At 41.2% G+C, this 23,201-nt stretch carries 17 protein-coding genes; 11 read left to right on the top strand and 6 right to left on the bottom strand.

What is annotated here, in order from left to right; translation table 11 throughout:
* Positions 1 to 2 precede the first annotated feature (2 nt).
* Both H6G96_RS21670 and H6G96_RS21665 read right to left on the bottom strand, forming a co-directional pair.
* On the bottom strand, positions 3 to 1,691 hold the full coding sequence (locus tag H6G96_RS21670; RefSeq protein WP_190913364.1) for an NAD(P)H-quinone oxidoreductase subunit 4: 1,689 nt from the start codon (positions 1,689 to 1,691) through the stop codon (positions 3 to 5).
* Positions 1,692 to 1,869: 178 nt separating this feature from the next.
* Positions 1,870 to 2,589 (bottom strand): response regulator transcription factor, encoded by a 720-nt coding sequence (locus tag H6G96_RS21665; RefSeq protein WP_190732494.1) that lies wholly within the window; start codon positions 2,587 to 2,589, stop codon positions 1,870 to 1,872.
* 578 nt (positions 2,590 to 3,167) lie between these two features.
* Here H6G96_RS21665 and H6G96_RS21660 point away from each other — a divergent pair.
* Positions 3,168 to 4,268, top strand: a complete 1,101-nt coding sequence (locus tag H6G96_RS21660; RefSeq protein ID WP_190913363.1) for a hybrid sensor histidine kinase/response regulator — start codon at positions 3,168 to 3,170, stop codon at positions 4,266 to 4,268.
* A gap of 194 nt (positions 4,269 to 4,462) precedes the next feature.
* On the opposite strand, the gene H6G96_RS21655 is transcribed toward H6G96_RS21660, so the two are convergent.
* Positions 4,463 to 4,672 carry a hypothetical protein gene (locus H6G96_RS21655; protein ID WP_190913362.1) on the bottom strand — a complete coding sequence of 70 codons (210 nt, stop codon included), beginning with the start codon at positions 4,670 to 4,672 and terminating at the stop codon, positions 4,463 to 4,465.
* 162 nt (positions 4,673 to 4,834) lie between these two features.
* Positions 4,835 to 5,017 (bottom strand): CsbD family protein, encoded by a 183-nt coding sequence (locus tag H6G96_RS21650; RefSeq protein WP_190913361.1) that lies wholly within the window; start codon positions 5,015 to 5,017, stop codon positions 4,835 to 4,837.
* Positions 5,018 to 6,033: 1,016 nt separating this feature from the next.
* On the opposite strand from H6G96_RS21650, the gene H6G96_RS21645 reads away from it, so the two are divergent.
* From H6G96_RS21645 to glp, 6 genes are all read left to right on the top strand, one after another.
* Positions 6,034 to 7,662: a hypothetical protein gene (locus H6G96_RS21645; protein WP_190913360.1), complete on the top strand. Its 1,629-nt coding sequence runs from the start codon at positions 6,034 to 6,036 to the stop codon at positions 7,660 to 7,662.
* Between the two features lie 354 nt (positions 7,663 to 8,016).
* Positions 8,017 to 8,343 (top strand): RNA-binding protein, encoded by a 327-nt coding sequence (locus H6G96_RS21640; protein WP_190732485.1) that lies wholly within the window; start codon positions 8,017 to 8,019, stop codon positions 8,341 to 8,343.
* A gap of 119 nt (positions 8,344 to 8,462) precedes the next feature.
* A complete protein-coding gene (gene rpsU / locus H6G96_RS21635; protein ID WP_012407716.1) occupies positions 8,463 to 8,651 on the top strand; it encodes a 30S ribosomal protein S21 in 189 nt (62 codons plus the stop codon).
* A gap of 692 nt (positions 8,652 to 9,343) precedes the next feature.
* Positions 9,344 to 11,095 (top strand): serine/threonine-protein kinase, encoded by a 1,752-nt coding sequence (locus tag H6G96_RS21630; RefSeq protein WP_190913359.1) that lies wholly within the window; start codon positions 9,344 to 9,346, stop codon positions 11,093 to 11,095.
* A gap of 335 nt (positions 11,096 to 11,430) precedes the next feature.
* Entirely contained in the window at positions 11,431 to 12,066 is a 636-nt protein-coding gene (locus H6G96_RS21625) for a PEP-CTERM sorting domain-containing protein (RefSeq protein ID WP_190913358.1), read from the top strand.
* A 44-nt stretch (positions 12,067 to 12,110) separates the two neighbouring features.
* On the top strand, positions 12,111 to 13,349 hold the full coding sequence (gene glp, locus H6G96_RS21620) for a gephyrin-like molybdotransferase Glp (RefSeq protein ID WP_190913357.1): 1,239 nt from the start codon (positions 12,111 to 12,113) through the stop codon (positions 13,347 to 13,349).
* Positions 13,350 to 13,446: 97 nt separating this feature from the next.
* Here glp and H6G96_RS21615 read toward each other — a convergent pair whose 3' ends face one another.
* The gene (locus tag H6G96_RS21615) at positions 13,447 to 14,679 is read right to left on the bottom strand and encodes a cysteine desulfurase-like protein (protein ID WP_190913356.1); all 1,233 of its coding nucleotides are present in this window, start codon (positions 14,677 to 14,679) and stop codon (positions 13,447 to 13,449) included.
* Positions 14,680 to 15,145: 466 nt separating this feature from the next.
* On the opposite strand from H6G96_RS21615, the gene H6G96_RS21610 reads away from it, so the two are divergent.
* Positions 15,146 to 15,367, top strand: a complete 222-nt coding sequence (locus H6G96_RS21610; protein ID WP_190913428.1) for a DUF4327 family protein — start codon at positions 15,146 to 15,148, stop codon at positions 15,365 to 15,367.
* Between the two features lie 333 nt (positions 15,368 to 15,700).
* Here H6G96_RS21610 and H6G96_RS21605 read toward each other — a convergent pair whose 3' ends face one another.
* Positions 15,701 to 15,952 carry a hypothetical protein gene (locus H6G96_RS21605; protein ID WP_190913432.1) on the bottom strand — a complete coding sequence of 84 codons (252 nt, stop codon included), beginning with the start codon at positions 15,950 to 15,952 and terminating at the stop codon, positions 15,701 to 15,703.
* Positions 15,953 to 16,700: 748 nt separating this feature from the next.
* Here H6G96_RS21605 and H6G96_RS21600 point away from each other — a divergent pair.
* From H6G96_RS21600 to H6G96_RS21590, 3 genes are all read left to right on the top strand, one after another.
* Positions 16,701 to 20,984, top strand: coding sequence for a PAS domain S-box protein (locus tag H6G96_RS21600; RefSeq protein ID WP_190913355.1), 4,284 nt, complete (start codon positions 16,701 to 16,703; stop codon positions 20,982 to 20,984).
* A 318-nt stretch (positions 20,985 to 21,302) separates the two neighbouring features.
* Positions 21,303 to 21,671 carry a response regulator gene (locus H6G96_RS21595; protein ID WP_190913354.1) on the top strand — a complete coding sequence of 123 codons (369 nt, stop codon included), beginning with the start codon at positions 21,303 to 21,305 and terminating at the stop codon, positions 21,669 to 21,671.
* Between the two features lie 8 nt (positions 21,672 to 21,679).
* On the top strand, positions 21,680 to 23,134 hold the full coding sequence (locus tag H6G96_RS21590; RefSeq protein WP_190913353.1) for an ATP-binding protein: 1,455 nt from the start codon (positions 21,680 to 21,682) through the stop codon (positions 23,132 to 23,134).
* The last annotated feature ends 67 nt before the right edge of the window (positions 23,135 to 23,201 follow it).

The raw sequence follows: 23,201 nt of genomic DNA, 5'->3' as shown, positions 1-23,201 counted from the left end.
GATTACTTGAAAGTTCCTAAAACTGGAGCTACCTCGACCTCAGAAATTTGCGGAACCAAGAATCCCTTAGCATAAATCTGGGGATTTGTTTGCGAAACTATGGCATAAGACTGACGAACATTTGCATTGACTGCAACAGTTTTCACATCGTACATTTGCATTGCCATCTTGGGATACAAACCAATGCCAATAATCATCAGCAGGAAACAAGCGGCGATAAACACCTCACGGGGTCTAGCATCCTCGTAGACTGCATCTTCTGGCACGAGACAGTCTGTACCAAAACAAACTGTTCCCTCATCTTCTTGATTTTCTAAGCTGGCATTATTAATGTCGCATAGGAGTGCTGCACCTTTACCATAAAATACCTCTCGCAGCATAGAAAGTAGATAAATCGGCGTAAGGATAACTCCAACTGCGGCGAGAAAAACCGTGACAGTGCAGAAAGTCGAACTGTAAACATCACTGCTTGTCATCCCAACAAATACCGAGAGTTCGCCAGCAAAGCCGCTCATACCGGGAAGTGCTAGGGATGCCATTGCTCCAATTGTAAATAGGGCGAAGACTTTGGGCATGGCTTGACCGATACCGCCCATATCTTTCATTACCATTGTGTGGGTGCGATCGTAAGTAACGCCGGCTAAGAAGAACAGCACAGATGCAATCAAACCATGTGAGAGCATTTGCAACATCGCGCCGTTGATTCCCAAATCAGTGAAGGAGGCAATCCCAAGCAGCACAAATCCCATGTGAGAAATTGACGAATAAGCCAAACGGCGCTTCATATTCGTCTGAGCAAAGGAGTTCAATGCACCATAGATGATGTTGACAACACCCAGAATGGCTAAAACAGGCGCAAAGTAAATATGTGCATCGGGAAGCAACTCAAGATTCAGGCGAATCAGCCCGTATCCGCCCATCTTCAGCAATACACCAGCTAAAATCATCGACACAGGAGAGGATGCTTCGCCGTGGGCATCAGGCAACCAAGTATGCATCGGGAAAACAGCAAGCTTGACACCAAATGCAATCAACAACCCTGCATAAAGTAGGAGTTGTAGAGCAACGGGATATTCCTTCTTGGCGAGGGCGGTGATATCAAATGTCATATCACCACCGCCGTATAGCCCCATTGCTAGGGCTGCCACTAAAATAAATATAGAAGCAGCTGCGGTATATAACAAAAATTTCGTAGCCGCATAACGCCGTCTTTGTCCACCCCAAATGCAGACTAGTAGGTAGACGGGAATTAGCTCTACTTCCCACATAATGAAAAATAGCAGCAAGTCTTTGGCAACGAACACCCCTACTTGTGCAGAATACAGCACCAGCATCAAAAAATAGAAGAGGCGAGGGCGATGATCAACTTGCCAAGCCGAAAACATCGAGAGTGTGGTGACAAATCCTGCTAGCAGCACAAGTGGTACTGATAGTCCATCAACTGATACCGCCCAGTTCAAACCCAACTGAGGCATCCAGGCATAATTTTCCACCATTTGAAAACTAGCACTACTGGCATCGTAATGCTTCCAAAAGGCGTAACACATCAAGGCGAAGTCTGCGATGCCTATACCCAATGCATACCATCGAACGCGCTTACCATCTTTATCAGGCAGCACAGGGATAAGCAGGGAAGCAATGAGTGGCAGCAAGACAATTGCGGTAAGCCAGGGAAATTGATCTGCTATCATGTATATGAGAAAAAATACTTATTTGGGATGATGTCATTGTACTAAACTTTGTAACAATTTCTTCATAAGCATTTGTCCCAGTTAACCATAAAGATTTGTCCCAGTTAACCGCTTTGACTCAAAGACAATTGACTTGAAAATGGCGACTGGGGACTGGGGAAGAAAGATTTTTAGTTGCTCACGGTACTAATCCAGCCCGCAAGGCACGGACGGCAGCCTGTGTCCGGTCAGCAACACAGAGTTTATTGAGAATACCTCGAACATGAGTTTTTACAGTACCGACTGTTAAATAGAGCCTTTTAGCAATTTCTGCATTGTCACACCCAGCGACAATCAACTCTAAAACATCCATCTCCCTATGAGTTAAAGGATAGCTGACTATACTTTTCTCAGTATCTGGGTCAATACCTTCAATCAAGACTCTTTTGCCAGATGCCCCTCTGCTACCATCGGGGAAATCTTGACGTATTTGCTGTAGTACAAGGTCTGCGATCGCAGGATCGATCCATGAGCTACCTGCAAAGGTCATTCGCACAGCCTCAACTAGTCTCTCAGTTTCAATATCCTTCATGCAATAAGAATCTGCACCTGCTGCAAATGCCGCTAAAACTGCCTGTTCGCTATTTTGCATGGTTAAAATTAGCAGCTTTGTAGTATAATCTTCATTCTCTGCTTGATATTGCCTAAATGTGCGTGTTAGCTCAATACCATCCATGTCAGGCAAACCAATGTCAATAGTGGCAACATCAGGCTTGAGAGTTTTCAGAAGGTTAATGCCGTCGGCTGCATTGGCTGCTTCACCAACAATGTTAAACTCTGGCTGGGTTTGTAGGGCAGCCCGTAAGCCAATTCTTGTAAGGTTGTGATCTTCAATCACGAGGATCTTGATTTCATTCATAGTTGCTTAACTTTACTGTTATCTATCTAAAGTACACATTAAAATAATCTCGTTCTTTTATTCGGGATCTTATACAAAAAGCAATGCAGTTGGTATTGTTACCCGAACTTCATCTACCATTAGACATAAATAACCTTATCTCGGAAGTTTTTCTAAAGCAAGAGTTTCGATATGACAATAATAAGTTAGTAAAAAAATATTTTTATACATTAATCTCAGGATAAGTATTTCATGGTAAACAATTTTTCATTGAAAATCCGGTAGCGAGTAAGAGTCGGGAACCATTAATAGTTGCTCTTGTAGTGGCTATGATGATTTATATAAAAAGGACTAAACTATCTTACCCTTAGACCCAGACATAGATATTGTTTGGATAATCAGACGGCTAAGATATTTAAAAAACAATTTATTTAATACATAAATTAAATAACCGCCCAGTACAATTACTTAGAAAAGTAAGGTGTAAATTCAGAAAACTTTAAAGGAAAATGTGAATCCTTAATAATCTCAGTGCCGATAAAGTAAGCTATTACTAGATTTGCGAGGGATAGCCAAGCACTTCTTTTTTTTATTTACCCATGTCTTTAACTAAAACTGTCAAAAAAGATAAAATTCTCGCTGTCGATGATGTTTTTGACAATCTACTGGTCTTAGAAGCAGTCCTAGAAGATGAGGACTATGAAATTAGCTTAGTGGAAGATAGCAAAATCGCTCTGGCTATGGTTGAGGAATCACCGCCAGACTTAATTCTCTTAGATGTAATGATGCCAGAGATAGATGGGTATGAATTTACTCGACGCATCCGGCAGAATCCGGCGTTGCCATTTATCCCCATTCTACTGCTCACGGCTCACTATCAGTCTAGCGTTGTGGAAGGACTTGATGCTGGTGCAGATGACTTTATTCGGAAACCATTCGATCCTGATGAGCTTCATGCACGAGTGCGATCGCTCCTGCGTCTCAAACATAGCATCGACGAACGAGATCAGATGGCTAACCTGCGGGCAGATTTTGTCTCCCGTTTTACTCACGATTTACGCATACCCCTGGTAGCCTCCAACCGCGTATTAAAATTATTGTTGGAAGGCAGGTTTTGCGAAGTTTCGCCACAATTGCAAGAAATAATTGATACCATGATTGGCAGTAATCAAGACCTGCTGGAAATGGTAAATACTTTACTAGAAGTTTATCGTCATGAAGCGGGCTGTAAAACTTTAAAGATTTCTCCCTGCAATATTCAGGAATTAGTTGGTGAAGTTTCGCAAGAATTAACTCCTTTAGCTGAAGAAAAAGGATTAACTGTAAATATTGATCTAGGTGAAACGGCAAGCAGCGTCATGGGCGATCGCCTAGAACTGCGGCGAGTTTTGACAAATATCATTGGTAATGCTATCAAATTTACAGATGAAGGTTCTGTAAATATTCACTGTTATCCTACTCCGGTAGCTGTGACTATTGATATCCAAGATACAGGGCCGGGAATTTCTAAACAAGACCAGGCAATATTATTCGAGCGATTTCGCCAGGGTAAACACCAGCGTTCTGGTAGCGGTTTGGGACTATATCTATCTCGCTGCATTATCGAAGCACATCAAGGCACAATCGATGTAACATCTGAACCAGGTCAGGGTAGTACATTCACGATCCGTCTACCTGTAGCTAGTGAAAACCAAAAGTAGGGATTCATCGGAAAACCCGATCTGGGCTAAAAGTCTCCTTTGTTAAAATGAATTTAGCGGGATCTGTGTATGTAGCGGATTCTTTTTTGAAGTTGATCCCAATGCACAAATGGGTATTTTGAATCAAAAATAGTGTTCACAGATAAAATCCGTGAACACTAACACTAATATATGGGAGTCAGACAAAAATATCTTTAGTTATCAATTTCTGGAATAATATCGGGACGCTCTTTATCTTCCCAGCCTACAGGACGTTTGGAGTTGTACCAGGCAATTGAACCTATAGTTACAGCAGCGATAAAGCCCAATCCTAATAATGCTGTCAGCACAACAGAATAGCTAGAATTACCTTGTGATGCCACAGATATGTCTGTTAAAAGATAGGTAAATAGAAGATTAATCATGAATCTACACCTTTATAAAAAACCAGTGATTTGAGTAAATGTTTTAGAAACAGTATTGTAAAAATGCCTAAAGCAAGGGAAAAAGCAGATTTGATAAATGAAGAAGGATCAGTAAATTAAATAATTATTTTACCTACACCTTCTTCATAGATAAACTTCAGCCTAGTCTAAAGTCTTTTTAACTTCATCTTTGAGATTTTCAGCAGTGTGGCGGACTTGGGCTTCAGCTTGTTTAGCTTTACCTTCAGCTTTATCATTAGGGTTGCCAGTTACTTCGCCAACTCCCTCTTGTACTTTACCTTCTACGTTTTTAGCAAAAGCTTTTGCTCTATCTTCGATACTCATATTTTTTGTTCCTAAAGTATGTTAATTAGTGATTATTTATTGCTTGCTTGAGAAGCGCTGCAATATCTATAGATTACTTTTAGACAAATTTTAATGCTTCTATCTGACGATGTTTTTATGAAGAATATTTGTATCCGTTGTACATAGTTATTTAAAGTTTAAGTTCATCTTTGAGAATTCAAGCAATATCCAAAAGATAGAAAGGAATGATTCTATTGTTCTATCTTGAGAGAAAATCATTTACTATAGCAGTCCTAAATCAGTCGTGAACAATAAGATCCCCGACTTCTCTAAGAAGTCGGGGATCTGAGTCTCTCGTGCTATATCTCAGCTAAAACACCAATTCAGTGGTCACTAGTACTATTATAGTTATGAAGTCACTTCTTATACTTTAAAAAGTAATTACTTAAGCCATAGTTAGGAACAACTGGCACAACAAAATAGCTTAAATATCGGCAAATCTTCTAAGATTCGGTGCTTGCGGCACAAAAAGTTGTCACAAATCTTATGCAGAAATCAACATAATTTTTCAAGTTTTAACTGAAGAGTACTTTAGCTAGTGCAAAAAGGCAGAGAGAAGTCCAAAAAAGAGGCAGCAACAAAGCTTGTAAATTAAGCTTTTGTTACTTCTTTCAACTGGATAGCTATTTTCGTAATGCTGCACTAGTAAAACTTGTGACTAATTTCTGAGCAAAGACAGCAGGAACAAGTATTTAAGTTTATTTTTGGCTTCTTACTTACAGCTATTGATGAAGGGATTTATGCGATCGCATTCTACTACTCAACTAACGACCAGTTCCCAATATGTAGACTCTAGGATGCAAACTAATGAATCTGTTAACATTTTTTTCGGATTTTCTATTTTGACTCTAATAGTTGTATATGCGGGGTTTAATATCATATAAGAAACACTGGGCTGCTGTTCTTTGCCAGCAAATTGCCTCATTAGAGAAACTGTGGCATTTAAATATAAAGAAAAAAAAGCTTGAAAAAAAGAAAAGAATATAAATAATGAAATGAAATACTTATTTATAATTTGGGTGCTTATACTCTCTTTAGTCGCTCCTAATGCGGCAATAGCTCAAACAAGACAGCCCTATACTTTAATATCTGGAGTTGGGACAATCCACCATCCAGTTTCCACTGCTAATCCCCAAGCGCAAGAGTTTTTCAATCAGGGATTAAATTTAATTTATGCTTTTAATCATGATGAGGCGGTGCGTTCTTTTCAATACGCTGCCAAACTCGATCCGCATTTGGCGATCGCATATTGGGGTATCGCTCTAGCTCTAGGCCCTAATATTAACTTAGCAATCGACCCCAACCGAGAATTAGCTGCTTACCAAGCGGTACAGCAAGCTTTAGCACTTTCCACTCAAGCATCTGCTCAGGAACGAGACTACATTACCGCCTTAGCAAAACGTTACTCCCAAGATACTGGTGCAAACTTGTATCAGCTAGCGGTAGACTACGCAAAAGCAATGGCAAACCTAATCGAGCGCTATCCTGATGATTTGGATGCAGCGACGCTTTACGCTGAAAGTTTGATGGATCTGCATCCTTGGCAGCACTGGACTAAAGATGGCAAACCACAGCCAGATACAGAAAAGATTGTAGCTATTTTAGAATCTGTTCTCAAACGTAACCCGAATCATACCGGAGCTAATCATTACTATATTCATGCAGTGGAAGCCTCGCTTTCCCCAGAACGGGCCCTTGTGAGTGCCAACAGACTAGGAACCCTAGCGCCATCGGCTGGACATTTGGTACATATGCCTTCGCATATTTATTTTCGCGTGGGTGATTATGAAGGGGCAATGCAAGCAAACGAGCAAGCGATCGCACAAGATGATATTTACATCAATAAATATCAAGTTCAGGGCACTTACCCCATGATGTACTACAACCACAACATAGATTTCCTTATGGTGGCTAGCAGTATGGCAGGAAGATATGAAGATGCTCTCAAATCGGCAGAGAAGTTAGTTGCAAATGCTACTGCTATTGACCCATATGCACCTATGCTTGAGGGATTTCTGGGTAGCAAAATGCTGATTCAGACACGCTTTAGTGACTGGGATGCCATCTTAAAAACTCCTGCCCCCGATGCTAAATTGCCTACTACCACAGCACTTTGGCATTTTGCTCGTGGCATGGCGAGAGCAGCCACAGGCAAACTTGAAGATGCAGCACGTGAAAGTCGGGCATTACTTGCCGCCAAACAGGGAATTTCCTCCGAAGCAACCATTGGATTTAGTCCTGCCAGTCGCATTTTAGACATTGCTTCAGAAGTTCTAAACGCCAAAATTGCTAGAGAAAAGCATGATTATGAATCTGCTATTCAATTGTTAGAAAAAGCGGTGGCAGCAGAAGATGCCCTCGATTACATGGAACCACCAGATTGGTATTTACCCACACGGGAGTCTTTGGGCAGTGTGCTTTTAGCTAAGGGTGACTATGTACAGGCTGAGAAAGTCTTTCGTGCTGATCTAAAAAAGTATCCCCATAATGGGCGCTCTCTATTTGGCTTACAGGCAAGTTTGCAAGCACTGGGTAAAGATGAGGCTGCTCAACTTGTCAAAGCCGAATTGGAAACAGCTTGGAAAGGTGATAATAAGCAACTTGACATAGCCAAAATGTATTAAACCTCTTTACTTGACATCCCCCACTTCCCCTGCCTCCCCTGCCTCCCCTGCCTCCCCTGCCTCCCCTGCTCACTTTATTTGTTGCCTGACTTTGCCTTTCATATTAAAATTTGGGAGTAATACTTTGTGGTTAATGCAGTCAAACGTTCAATTCGGATATTAAAGCATCACTGCTTAATTATCTGTTAACTATTTACAGGATGCAGAGAGTTGGCTCATATGTCATCCTAGATTAGGAGAGTTAATTTAGTGATGTCTTTGGTTTTAGTATTGAAAGGCTTTTTTCCTTTTAGTATTTACAGACTTATCAGAGAAATTAAAATCTCTACACAGTGATGATTTTGGAGAGAATCGATGTCAATTTATGTAGGTAACCTCTCGTATGACGTTACACAAGAAGATTTAAGTGGTATTTTTGCAGAATATGGTACTGTAAAGCGAGTTCAAGTACCTACTGACCGTGAAACAGGTCGTCCACGAGGCTTTGCTTTTGTGGAAATGGGAACTGAAGCGGAAGAAACAGCTGCTATTGAAGCCCTTGACGGTGCGGAGTGGATGGGTCGTGACCTGAAAGTGAATAAGGCTAAACCCAAGGAAGATAGAGGTGATAGAGGTTCCTTTGGTGGTGGAAACCGAGGAGGATACGGCGGTGGCGGTGGCGGACGCGGCGGACGCTACTAACCTTGGAAACAAAAAAAAATTACCAAGAGTCTTAAGGTCAGACAAACAAGAGTCTGTCTTTTTTTTGTAATGTTACCGCCTGCATACCCATTGATTAAGTCAACTTAGTAGGAGAAATAATGACCCAAGTAATTGTCGGTGACAATGAACACATTGAATCAGCTTTACGACGATTTAAGCGAGAAGTTTCCAAGGCTGGAATTTTTCCAGACATGAGAAAGCATCGTCATTTTGAAACACCCTTAGAAAAACGTAAGCGCAAAGAAGTTGCCAAGCACAGACAGAGTAAGAGAAGTTTTCGTAACTAAGGGCTGACATAAATATAAAGCAATAGACTTGGGTTAGTGATATTTCGTCTCGGAAGCTCCCCCCAACCCCTCTTTAAAAGGGGGCTTAATCCCCATTTTAAGGAGGGGAGGATAAAGCCTTAATCCAAGCAGCGTATTCAGATATAAACGAAAACCCTCATAAATTCTATGAGGGTTTTCCTTTGCCTATTTAAAAAATCAGGAAACTTAAAGAAACGCTAAAATCAAGTCAGCCTTTGTATTGTAGCGGTTGTGTCCCACATCACTTAAAGTGCGGTTCAGTGGAAAAATCTTGATTTTATAGCATAGTGCCTGTAATTCAGTTGATTTTCGACTAAAGTTCAATCCGAATCAGAATGTAAAGAAGTAGTAACTGATGTAGGAGCTTTTTTAATGTTCATTTTCTCACTCACCTTTACCCTGCCTAAAACGGTTTTTCAATTTTTTGGCTATTTTCCTTAAAAAATCGAGTTTTTTTCAGTTCTGACTCTCATATTCCTAGTTGTTTAACAATTTATTTAACAACTAAAAACATAAGAGATAGAGTGAAGTATGACTGTTAAAAACGAGCATTCAATGAGCATCAAATTTGAGTATTAATTTATACCAAAAGCGGTATTCTATCATTTAAAGTTGAGCTTTTGAGCATCTGTTGAGCATTTTACTACGAAAAATGCCTAAATTTATTGATTATGCGTTCTCTCTCGGTTCACTGCATAAATCCTGATTGTCAACGTCCTTATCCCCAGCCTTGGGGAAACAAATTTTGCAACAGTTGTGGCGCACCGCTAGAGCTGTTAGACCGCTATGTTCCACTTCAGCCTTTGGGATCAGGAGGATTTGCTCAAATTTACACGGTTTGGGATGAAAGAACTCAAACAGAGAAAGTGCTGAAAGTGTTGGTAGAAGATTCATCGAAGGCACTGGAGTTATTTACCCAAGAAGCGGCGGTTTTATCTAATTTGCACCATCCAGGTGTCCCCAAAGTTGATGCAGAAGGGTATTTTCAGATACAACTGTTTAACCCCAAGCCGCACCAGTTACCTTGTCTGGTAATGGAAAAAATCAATGGGCGGACTTTAGAGGAGATATTAAAAAAGTTTCCCCAAGGCTGTCCAGAGAGTTTGGTTGTAAACTGGTTTGCCCAAGCTGTAGAGATTTTACAAGAATTACACAAACGTCAGATTATCCACCGGGATATTAAACCTTCTAATTTAATGCTGGGCAACTCTTCGCCAACTGTAACCCCCCCTCAAGGGCAAATAGAGGGCGATCGCTTGGTACTAATTGATTTTGGCGGAGCAAAACAATTTAGCCCCTCTAAGCTGCGTTCTCAGTCTAGTTCCACGCGATTATTCTCTTCTGGCTACAGTCCACCAGAACAAGTGACTGGAAGTATTGTCGGGCCAAGTGCCGATTTTTATGCACTTGGTCGAACGATGATTGAACTACTCACAGGTAAATACCCGCTAGAGTTAGAAGATCAGCAAACAGGGAAATTGAAGTGGCGAAATACGGTAAATGTCAATCCCCAATTGGCAGATTTGCTGGATGAGATGGTGCAAGAGGATGTGCGATCGCGTCCAGCAAATGCAGCTATGATTCAAAAACGTTTGGCGAAGATTTCTCAACCATTACCGCCGCCAAGATTATTTGCCCAACTAGGAAACAAAGGGAAGCTTGCTTCAACGCAAGTTTCTCAGAGATATACACAGTTAATACAAGCTATTAAACAAGGTTTAGCTAACTTTAGCCAAGCTGTAACTAAAACCGTTACTTTCATCGCTCAGGCAATCATCAAAATTTTGCAAGCTTGTTTGGCGACGATTTGGGCGATGATCCTGGCTTATGTTGGCGCTTGTTTTGGTGCGATCGCAGGTTTTATTTTGGCATATCGCACAAATTTGGGTCGTCAGATTGTGGAATTTATTGGGAGTCAGCTAAACCAATTAGTGCCAAATACTCAACCCGTTTTCGGGACAGATATTTTGGTGTACGTCGCAGCAGGCTGGGGAACTGCTTGGGGACTGACAGTATCCGGGTGTTTTGGTCAACGGCGGCGCTTTTTAGTAGCATCGCTGATGGGCATAATTAGCTATGGCTTCGGCTGGTTTATTTTACAATTAATCACACCAAAAGATAGCGGTGAGGGCTTAGTAGCAGTAATTTTAGTAGCAGTTTGCCTACTCACCTTGAGTTTAGGTCTTCGTAGCCATCACATAGTGTACGCTGTCTTCGCTGCCTTTGGTAGTGCAATCGCCTATGCAGCTATGATTCTTTTGAGGTTAGCACCTCCGATCTTCCAATTCTCTAGTCAACCAGGCTGGTCAGAGTTGCAGTTACCTCTGATTTTTTTTGGTTCTGTGGGCATCTTTATCAGCTTTTGGTTAGCAGTGACTTACTACCTAATCGTCCCTGGATTGCGTTTTTTAGGGTGGCGATAAAAGAGATATACAATATGCTGTGGGTTGTGAGACTCCCACGATATTGCATTGGTGTCCATTGGTGTAAACTTAAGCTCAAACGTTTATTCCCCGGATTTCTCACCAAATTTATGAAACCCAAGTCCAGAGGCTGTAGGGGCGGGTTCACAAATATGCTTCAATCATTCACGAATACCTCGTGAACCCGCCCCTACCGTTTTGTGAGAAATGCGGGATTCCACAATTTCAGAATGAAAGCTTAAGCAACCAAAGATTAACCTGAGCTTTCATTTTATTTTTGGGAAATATTGTATTGTTGTAGAAACTTAATTTTAATAAATTTGGAAATTGTATCTATGACACATCTATTTGCTAAAACAACTATTAGTATGGCAACCACTACTGGTTTAATGTTAGCGATCGCCATAACCACTAACGACCTAGCTTATGCTACTGAGTTCCAATTTAACTGGAAAGGAGACACTGGTTATTCAGCTAAAGGTTTATTTAACTACGATACTACAACTGCTCCAAACGTCATTTCTGAAGCAGGTTTGGGAGCTACCAACAATTTGCAGTCCATCTCAATTTCCTTCTTTGATCCCTTGAATAATCTAATAAATAGTTTCACTCCAGTGCTTAGTGGTGTATCTAACTACAGCTTTTTGAGATTCAACTTTGATAGCACTAAAGAGCAAATCTTTGGCCCATTTGATGTCGGCAAGGATGATGAACTTCCTGGCGACACATGGCTTAATAATAATCTTGCACTTATAGACGAAGGTTTTAGCGATGAAGTTTTAGCTAAAGAATTTGGTTTTAATAATAGAGATGCAGCAGGCACAAAGCAAATATTAGATTTAAGTAACAATTCTGTTCAGGTATCGAAAGTCCCCGAAGGAAGCATAATTATAGGTTTACTAGCAGTATGGAATTTGGGATTTACCTTCAAGCAGAAATTCAATCCAAAATCCAAAATCCAAAATTGCTAAGTGTTACTTTACAGGGATAAAGAAAAAAGTCGGAGGCGATCGCTATGGTATCAGTCAGCGATGCACAAGCAATTATTTTAAATTTAGTACAACCGTTAAATCATCAGCGTGATACAGAAGTTATCGATTTATTAATAGCCAATAGCCGGATTTTGGCAAAACCTGTCACCAGTCCCCTAGATTTTCCCCATTGGGATAATTCGGCAATGGATGGCTACGCAGTTCGCTACGAAGATGTACAGCATAGTAGCGAAAACCCAGCCATTTTAGAAATTGTTGAAGATATTCCGGCTGGGTATCAGCCTAAATTTACGATTCAACCAGGGCAAACTGCGCGGATTTTTACAGGTGCAGTGATCCCAGCTGGTGCGGATACTGTAGTCATGCAAGAAAAGACACGCCGGGAGGAAAACCGCGTATTTATTCTAGATGCGCCAAAACCGCAAGAATTTGTCAGACACAAAGCATCTTTTTATCAATCTGGAACACAATTACTACCAGCCGGAATTAAGTTAAATGCCCCAGAAATAGCCGTATTGGCGGCAGCACAATGTCCACAAGTAAGTGTTTACCGCCGTCCGCGTGTGGCAATTTTTTCCACTGGTGATGAGTTGATGACAGTTGATCAACCGTTGCAACCAGGGCAAATTGTGGATTCTAATCAGTATGCGCTAGCAGCTTTGGTGAGACAAAGTGGTGCAGAACCAATACTTTTAGGCATTGTCAAAGATGATCCAGTTGCTTTAGAGAAAGTCATTGCCCACGCTGTTGCGATCGCTGATATAGTTCTCTCTTCTGGTGGTGTCTCAGTGGGAGATTATGACTATGTTGATAAAATTTTAGAGTCACTAAGAGCAAAAATCCACATTCGATCTGTGGAAATGAGGCCAGGCAAACCCCTCACCGTCGCCACTTTCCCAACTCAAAACTTTCCACTCTATTTTGGTTTACCAGGAAACCCTGCTGCTGTACTGGTCACATTTTGGCGCTTTGTGCTACCAGTAATCAAGAAACTTTCGGGAATTACTGAAGGTTGGGAATCAGTGTTTTTGAAAGTGCGATCGCATCATGAATTGCGATCAAATGGCAAGCGCGAAACTTACCTTTGGGGTAAATTGCATTTAATTGATGGAGTATACGAATTTCATCAAGCTGACGGTAGTCAAAGTTCCGGCAATTTAATTAATTTAGCTCAAACCAACGCTTTAGCTGTTCTCCCGGTAGGTAAAACATTAATTTACCCGCAAGAAGAGGTGCAAGTTTTGCAGTTGAGTAATGGGTAAGAGGGAGTGGGGAGTAGGGGGATGGAGCAGGGGAGGCAGGGGGAGAAGAACAATTTATGATTATTTACGATTATTCACCCATGCCCAATCCCCAATTTTAAAATACTTTCTCAAAAGCTTCAATCAAGCTGTTAACTTCCTCAAGGGTGTTGTAATGCACCATACTCACCCGAACTATTCCACCTTGGGACGCTAAACCCAGGTAATCAATCAGCCGTTTAGCATAAAAGTCTCCGTAGCGAATTGCAATATAATGTTGGTCGATTTTTACCGGAATGGTTGAGCTATTTACTCCATCTACTACAAAAGATATAGTTGGCACACGAAATTGACGGTCAGCTTTTGATTGACCAATTACTCGCACATTAGATTTGCTGTTGAGGTAATTTAAGAGGCGATCGCTAATATGTTCTTCATGTATGCTAATTAAATTAAACGCCTGTACCATTTGATTTCTCAAATCAGGTGCAGTTTGATTGTCGTAGTGCAGTTGTGCTAACTCACTTAAATAATCACATAAACCCAACATCCCATAACTTAATTCAAAATTGACATTCCCTAACTGAAATTTATAAGGTATATCTGTTTGCTCAATAAAATAATGATTAAGACCAGGTAATCTTAATAAATGTTCTTCTTTGCCATAAAGTAAAGCATGGTGTGGCCCATAGACCTTATAACAACTAAAAGTATAAAAATCAACATCCAAATCTTGGACATCAACTAATCTATGGGGTGCATAAGCTACACCATCCACACAAATCATCGCGTTGCGATCATGTACAAATGCAGCAATTTCTTTAATAGGATTGATTGTTCCCAAAACATTAGAAGCATGAGTCAAGGCTACTAGTTTTGTACGCTGACTCATCAATGGTTCTAAATCTGCTAAATGAAGTTCTAAGGTATCTGGGCGAATTTGCCACACTTTAACCTTCATTCCTTGTTTTTCAAGAGCGACCCAAGCACCAATATTAGCCTCATGATCACAATTAGTAACAATAATTTCATCACCAGGCGTAAAGGTTTGACCCAAACAAATCGAAAGAACTTTCAACATCATTGTGGTAGATGGGCCCATAACCACTTCTTTATAAGAATTGGCGTTAATGAAAGTAGCCATTCCTCTAGTTGCTAAAGCCAATCGTTCTCCTGCAAGTTGAGAAACTGCATAAGAAGCTCCCAACTGGACATCAGAAGTCAAAAGAAACTCGCTAATTCTATCTACTACTTTTTTTAGGGTTTGTGAGCCGCCAGCATTATCAAAAAAAGTCCATTCACCAGCTAGGGCCGGAAAATATTGCCGAACTTTATCAAGATTCAGAAGCATAGTATGAGTTTTTTGGAGAATATTCTTTATCTTTACCCTAGCTTACCTTTTGGCAAGCCGCCCAGAGAGCATCTAGATTCTCTCTTGATGTTTAGAGCTTGTTGTGCCAGTCTTCTGACTCTGCAATAATCTCTCTAGAGGGGGTATATTCGGAGACTCAAAGAAGATATTACTAAAATATAGTAGTTCCAGAATAGGTAAAGTATATAAAAAATAATTAACCACGGATAAACACGGTTACTCATAGGGACAAGGCATTGTCGTGTACCTCATTCAAGTGAGAATCACTATATCTAAGTTCTTGTAAAGATTAATGTCTTGATTCTTCACAATTCTCGCCAGTTTTATTTGATAAGTTTAAGGTAGGGTCAAAGCAACTATTGTTTTGATTCAGGCAAAGATCGTTGAAGCAGGAATCACACGACTCAAAGTCGGGTGAGGTTCAATGAAAACAAAGGAACGAGCTATGAACATTACGGTTGAATACGACATTGAGGTTATCAAGGAAGAAGCACTTCAACTTGTTAAAAAGAGACTTGTTAACCGTCAGCAGCCAATTTATACCCTCTGTAAATATATTCCTTATCGTGACTGGGTTAATTTTGAACTTGAGTTAGAAAAAAACGAATTTCTGCTTAGAGATAGAATTATCGATCTACTGAATCACGAATCGTGGGAAGATGATTAAGGCTACATTTAAAAGCTGAATCTTATTAGCAGCATTACGATAAAATTAAAATTAAAAATTCGTTTTTCAGCGTTAAAAACCCTCGAATTAAATCGGGGGTTATAAACAAGAGATTATTAAAGTTAGCAATAAATATTTATAAAAAGGCATCGGGAAAACTCACTCTTTTTAAAGATGGGATGAGAGACACCCCGACGCAGTTGACGGTTAACAGTCGACAGTCAACGTGAAATTCCATCCCCAGAATAGGTAAGGTGTTTGAAAAGAAGAGAGAACCATAACTAGTACAGTTCAGTGTAAATAAACATAACACATCCTATCAGCGACTTAGTATTAGGCAGACATCTCTTCTAACCCTATCCATTCGGTGATAGATTGCCATTGCCTTGCGTAAACAGTAGTATTTCTACGTTTTTCTTTTTGAGGTTTGCTAGATATTTTACCTATGACAGCTTCGGTGAATGAACTGGATTGGTTCAGATTATAAACAGGCATTTCTTGCCAGCAGTGGCGGCAAAACCAGTAACTCTCTGCACCGCGTATATGCTCTAAAAGTAGATTTGAACAGCAAGGACAGTAATTCATATTTTTCTCAAATCCTGTTAATAAAAGTGTTATTGCAAATCAGGGCAGCCAGTTGACAAACCCATAGATATTTAAAACTAGGTGTCTATACTTGGACTATAAGGTTTAAATATGAGGAACTTGTGAAGAAAGTTAAAATATTTAATAGTCTCGTATAAATTATGTTTTTTCTTTAAGTAATCTTTTCAAGAAGAAGCAGGGGGAAGGGGGCAGGAGCGGGGGTAAATGCCCCCTGACTCCTACCGTGCAATGAAGGGGAGAAAATGGGTTTGAGTCCCCCACTTCTATTAAGTGGTTCTCTTACCCTACAGGAAGCTAGCGCAACAGGTGGGGTTGAATCCCCATCTCACCTATCCCCCTTGCTCCCTGCTCCCCTGCTTCTTTGTCAAGATTTACACTCACCAATTAATTGCAAAGGTTTCAGACTAACAAAACTACCAAAACCATTAATTAAGGTAATCTATTGAGATGGATGGTCTGCTGTCTCTAATTTGACAATAAAATGAGTTTAGTGGCTCTAAAATTCTATCCACTTACTGCTTTAGTTACTAACTTACATTGTGTCCAGATATATTAGGCGTTCTAATATTTAAAGGTGTATTTATCAATATAGTTAATCAAAAGTTGATTGATAGTTAATTGCACCAAAATAATTCTTGATTTTCAACAGTTTACTTTTTCTGGTTCTCACTAGCTTTTGCTAGTTCGTTTTGATATCAAAAAGATCATTAAAATCGACTAATTAATTATGCGGTTCAACGATCAACTGATTAACTTACCTAGCTTAAATCATGTTATTAATCGTTCTCCCTTAACGATTAAACCTGAAAGTTTTGTAGTTGAAGCTATTGTCTTGATGAGTCAGGAAAAATGTAGTAATTATGCACCTACTAGTTTAAATTCGTCATTAGATTTAGGCTCCAGAAGTCAACCATCTAGTTGTGTCTTGGTTTTGGAAGAAGCAAATTTATTAGGCATTTTTACTGAAAAAGATGTACTGAGACTTACAGCTTCTGGAATGGACTTATCCAAGGTGACAATTGCTGAAGTGATGACGCAGCCAGTGGTTACCCTTAAAGAATCAGAAATTGAGGATATTTTCATTGCCTTATCTTTATTGCGTCAGTATCAGACTAATTATTTGCCCGTTTTGGACGATCACGGACAACTCGTAGGAATCATTACCCAGGCTAGCTTGCTACAAGCCTTCGATATGGTAAAAATAGTTGGGGTCGTTGAAGGGTTGCAGCAATATTTACAAAAACCTAGAGATGAATTCAGGCAGGTTAATCAGTCAATTGAGATAGAGCAAGTCTGCTATCAAACTCAAAATAAATTAAGATTATGGGTTGACGCACAATCGGCTGAGATCATGCAAGTTAATCAGGAACTTCAGCAAGCTCTTGAAGAACTCCAGGTTGTGGAAGAAGAACTGCGCCAACAAAACGAAGAGTTGGCCGCTGCCCGTGAGCTAGTAGAATTGGAGCGCCAACGTTACCAGGATTTGTTTGAATTCGCTCCAGATGGTTATTTGGTCACTGATACAGCAGGGATTATTCAAGACGCTAACCGAGCAGCAGCCATCTTGCTGGCTGTACACCAAAAATATTTGGTAAACAAACCATTAATTTTATTTATTGCTCACCAAGACCGCAAAACTTTTACCATTCGACTAAATAATGAACAGCAGCAACAGCAGTGGGAAGCTTACCTAAAACCACGGGGAGGTACAGCTTTTCCGGCTAGTATAAGAGCCTCTGCCATGTACGATTCAGAGGGTAAGCAAGTTGGCTGGCGCTGGTTACTGTGCGATATTAGCCACCGCCAGCAGGCAAAGGAAAGGCTGTGTAAAGCTTACGAAGAGTTGGAACAACGAGTGGCAGAACGGACGGCAGAACTTGTTATGTCCAATATCCTGTTGGAACAAGAGATTACCGTTAGCGAAGCTGCCCGAAAGGAACGCCAACGCGCAGAAGTTGCATTACAACAAAGCGAAAACCTCTATCGCCATCTCGTGGAAAGCCAAATTGACATAATTATTCGCATTGATTTGCAAGGGCAAATTACCTTTGCCAATGCGGCTGCTTGTCAAACCTTTGGTCGGAAAGAAGATGAGTTTCGTGGTCAGTCATTTTTCCAGTTTCTTCATCCAGATGACTTGCCTGAAGCGATGGAAGATATAACAAATTTAGAATCTTCATCCCATCCCTTGACTAATCGTGAGCGACGTGCATTCACAGTCAACGGTATCCGTTGGTTTCAATGGAATGCGATCGCAATTCATAATGACAAAGGAGAGGTTGTTGAAATCCAAGGGGTAGGCAGAGATATTACCGAACAGCAAGCCGCACAACGCGAACGCCAACTTGCCGAAGCAGCACTGCGCCAAAGCGAGGAGAAATTTCGCAATTTTGTCGAAAACACCCACGCCATCATTAGTATTGTTAGCCCAGATTCATTCCATCCCTTGTACGTTAGTCCTGCTTACGAGAATATTTGGGGCCGCTCTTGCCAAAGTCTTTACGACCAGCCAGACTCTTGGCTAGAGGCAATTCATCCAGACGATCGCGATCGCGCTACCAAATCAGTAGAGCAACTACTTAGTGCTAAATCTAGTTCAGCAGAATATCGAATTTTGCGACCTGATAACTCGGTGCGCTGGATTTGGAATCGGGGTTTTGCTGTCTATGATGACCAAGGAGAAGTTGACTACTATGGTTGCATTGCCGAAGATATCACAGAGCGCAAACTGTCTGAGGATTCATTGCGCCAGAGTGAGGAGAAATTTCGCACTATTGCCGAAAATATCCACGCAGCCATCTGGATTGCTAATCCAGATTCATTCCGAACCTTGTACGTTAGTCCTGGTTATGAAAAAATTTGGGGTCGCTCTTGTCGCAATCTATTAGATCACCCTGAGTCTTGGATAGACAGCGTTCATCCAGACGATCGCAACATTACAACCATTGCAGCAAAGCAACAGCTTAATGGTGAATCCGCTTCAATAGAATATCGAATTTTGCGACCTGATGGATCGATGCGCTGGATCTGGGATCGGAGCTTTACTGTTTATGATGACCAAGGAAAAGTTCAGTACTATGGTGGCATCGCTGAAGATATTACCGAACGCAAACTGGCCCAAGAGTCACTGCAAGAAAGTGAAGCGCGATTGAGTTTAGCTACCGAAGCTGTTCAAATAGGGATATGGGATCGGAACCTGATCGCCAATACTGGTGTTTGGTCTGCCAATATGGGACCACTTTATGGTCTGCCTGCCAACACCTTGTGTCCAACCTTTGAAGACTATCTTAATTTAGTCCATCCAGAAGACCGTGAATCTGTAGCTGCGAGTATAGATCGGATGATTAAGGAAGGAAAAGGATCTATAGAATATCGGATTGTCTGGCCCGACGGCAGCCTACACTGGTTAAACTGCAAAGGTCAGGTTTACTATAACGAAATCGGTCAGCCGATTCGGATAATTGGCACAAATAGGGATGTCACTGAGAGCAAACTGGCAAAACAAAAAATCTCCGAACAAGCCGCCTTACTTGATATCGCTACTGACGCTATATTAGTTCGAGATTTCCAGTCTCAACTCTTATTCTGGAATAAAGGTGCAGAGCGGATGTACGGTTGGCTTTCTACAGAAGTTATAGGAAAAGACCTCCAGGAGATTTTGTACTCAGCAGAAACTCAGCAGCAACTAGAAATACCGTTAAAAAAGGTAATTGAGAGTGGTTCGTGGCAAGGCGAGTTATGTCAAGTTACCAAATCCGGTAAGGAAATTGTTGTAGAAAGTCGCTGGACATTGATGCGTGATGCTGAGGGAGAACCTAAATCTATCCTTACTGTTGATACTGACATCACCGAAAAGAAACAACTTGAAGAACAGTTTTTTCGCACCCAGCGATTGGAAAGCCTTGGTACTCTTGCAGGTGGTATTGCCCACGACTTGAACAATATATTGACACCAATTTTGGCCGCAGCTCAATTGCTACAGGGAACATTTTTCCAAGACGACCAAGAGCGTTTTAGGCAAATGTTGGCACTTGTAGAAACCAACGCCAAACGTGGAGCAGCTTTAGTGAAGCGAATCTTGTCCTTTGCGCGAGGATTTAAAGAAGAGCGAACAATTATCCAAATTGAGTACCTGATTTCAGAAATTATCCAAATTGCTAAACAGACATTTCCCAAATCTATTAAATTTTCCACCATTATTCCAGAAGACATTTGGGCTATCAGTGGAGACACTACACAATTGCATCAAGTGTTGATGAATCTGGTAGTAAATGCCCGCGATGCTTTACCAGATGGCGGCAATATCAAAATTTCTGTGGAAAATAAGTTTATTGATGAAGCTTATACCAGAATGAATCTCGATGCTAAAGTTGGGCCTTATATTGTGATTACCGTTGCAGATAACGGAATTGGCATACCACCAGACATATTAAATAGAATTTTTGAGCCATTTTTTACTACAAAAGATGTCAATACAGGTATGGGTCTTGGCCTTTCAACAGTGCTTGGCATTATTAAAAGCCATGATGGTTTTATCAAAGTGTCTAACAATGTTAGTAGTGGCTGCAAATTTGACTTATTTTTACCAGCAGTGGCAGCAACCCAAGGCTTAAGTATAGAAGAGATAGATTTGCTACCAGGACAGGGAGAATTGATTTTGATTGTAGATGATGAAGCCCAAATTCGAGAGATTGCCACAATAATCCTGGAAAACCACAACTATAAGATACTAACTGCCAGTAATGGCATAGAGGCGATCGCGCTTTATGCCCAACACAAGCATCAAATCAATGCCATATTAATGGATATAATGATGCCGGATATGGACGGAATCACCGCTATTCGCACTTTGCAAAAAATAAACAAGCAGGTTCAAATTATTGCCTGTAGCGGACTGAACTTAATTCAAGTCTTTGGTCAAGCTGCTGATGCTAATGTGCAAGCAGTTTTATTAAAACCCTATACGGCTAAAGAATTATTGAAAAGTTTACACCACCTATTTAGAGGCTAGTACCGCAAGGCGGAAGTCAAAAGTCAAAAGTATTATGGAATAAACTCTTTAAAGATTTTCAATGATTGTTCTATTTACGCGGCCGTGAAATATTTAGTGGGACTTAGACAAAAAGTAGCCAGAAAAAACCATAAAACGTAGATACAGAGAGACTTTGATATCGTTTTGACTAGTTTGTTGATATATCTAGGTTTTAAGTATTTTTGAGCCTTTAGTGTAATCCTGTTCCTCCCCCCAGCAATCTTTGTGCCCTGAGAAGGATGCCCCAGAAGCGATTCCTTGACAAGGTAAAATTAGGACTTAATGCTAATCTAAAATATGGCGCATATATTACTAGTGGATGATGAAGCACCCCTACGCGAAAGCCTGACTTACACGCTGCAAAAAGAAGGCTATACAGTGACAACAGCAGCAGATGGGCATAGTGCGATCAAACAGTTCCACAAAGAAGTACCCGATGTAATTTTGCTCGACCTCATGCTACCGGAGGTTGGCGGCATGGAAGTATGTTGGCGAATTCGGGCATTTTCGGATGTTCCCATTGTCATGCTGACAGCAAAAGATCAAGATATCGATAAAATTTGGGGCTTGGAAGCAGGAGCAGATGATTATGTCACCAAGCCATTCAACACCCGTGAACTACTGGCACGGATAAAAGCAGTGTTGCGCCGTCGTTCTGGGGATTAATTTCAAACATGAACTGGTTGCCTCGCATCAAAGTAAATTCCATACATGCTAGGCTGCTAGCCACTTATTTGTTGCTGATCACCTTGGGAACCTCCGTAATGGCAGGCTACATCCTGTGGTCGTTCCATGCCTACTTCATGCGATCGCGGCAAATGGATCTGGAGAACTGGACAGCTGCCTTAAGCGAGAGTGCAGCAGATGCTTTAGAAACAAAAAATCTGCAAAGGGTAGAATTACTGGTGCAACGGTATGGAGCACCACAAAATGTGACACTTCGCATTTTTAATCAAGAAGGTCGTCTTCTGGCAACTTCTGACCCACGGCTAGATAAACAGGTTAAAGACTGGTATAAAGTTACCGGCATATCGGAAGCTCTACAAAATCGTCCGGCGCAAGGGGTCGCAAAAGGGGTTTTATCAACCGAAGATCGCCTCTACATCGCTAGACCAATTGTGCGTAACGGTCAATTACTGGGCGTGCTGCGAATGTCCATGACTTTGGATCAGCTTCAGCGTCAGTTCGCTAGGGTGATTTGGAGCGTTTTAGGAACGCTGGCACTGACAATCTTGATATGTGCGCTCATCAGTACTCGCTTTGCTCGGAGTCTCTCAAAACCAATTGAAACTATGCAAAACTTTGCAATTCGCTTAGGTAGTGGTCATTTTGGTGACAAGCTGATTATCCATGAAAACAATGAGTTGGATCAGTTAGCAGCAGAGTTAAACCGAATGAGTGAACGGTTGGCTTCGTTAGATCAGGAGCGCCGGGCTTTTTTAGCAAATGTCTCCCATGAACTCCGCACACCCATCAGCAACGTTCAGGTAACGGTAGATGCACTTAGAAGTGGCGCATACGAAGAGCCGCAATTGCGCGATCGCTTTTTTCAAACTATCGAGAACGAAATCAAACGTTTATCAAGGCTGATCCATGACCTGCTGGATCTCGGACGATTGGAAGCAGGAGTTACTCAGCTTGAACAGCAGAACTTTTCACTACAAGGTTTGATTAACCGTGCTGTCAATGCAATGGAACCTCGAATGCAAGCTATTGGTGTATCTGCGCGCGTAAATGTGGTTGATTTACAACTAGAAGGCGATCCAGAACGACTATTACAGGCGATTTTAAATGTGCTAGACAACGCTATCAAACATTCAGTAACCGATTCTCTGGTGTTTATTTCTGGGTACAGCGAGGGTAAACAAGCAGTTGTGAAAATTCAAGACCAGGGAACAGGTATTAGTGAGGGTGATTTGCCCCGAATTTTTGAACAGTTTTATACAACAGATCCCTCCCGTAAAGGCAGTGGCAACGGTCTGGGGTTAGCGATCGCCAAGCGCATTGTAGAAGCTCATCAAGGCAGCATCACAGCCAATAGCGTCGCCAGTCAGGGCGCAACTTTTACGATTTGCCTGCCGTTAAAAGCAACGGCAAAGTTCAATCAGGAAGGAGATAGCCAGGAGTAATAGGTTGTTGCTCTGCGCCTGGGGAGCAGGGAGCAGGGGAAAATTCCTCTCCCCTGCCCTCTGCCTC

Origin of the sequence: Nostoc sp. FACHB-892 (genome assembly GCF_014698795.1) — a bacterium.
Classification (GTDB): Bacteria; Cyanobacteriota; Cyanobacteriia; order Cyanobacteriales; family Nostocaceae; genus Nostoc.
Note: the sequence above shows the minus strand (reverse complement) of the source record. Positions and strands in the feature narration are given on the sequence as shown.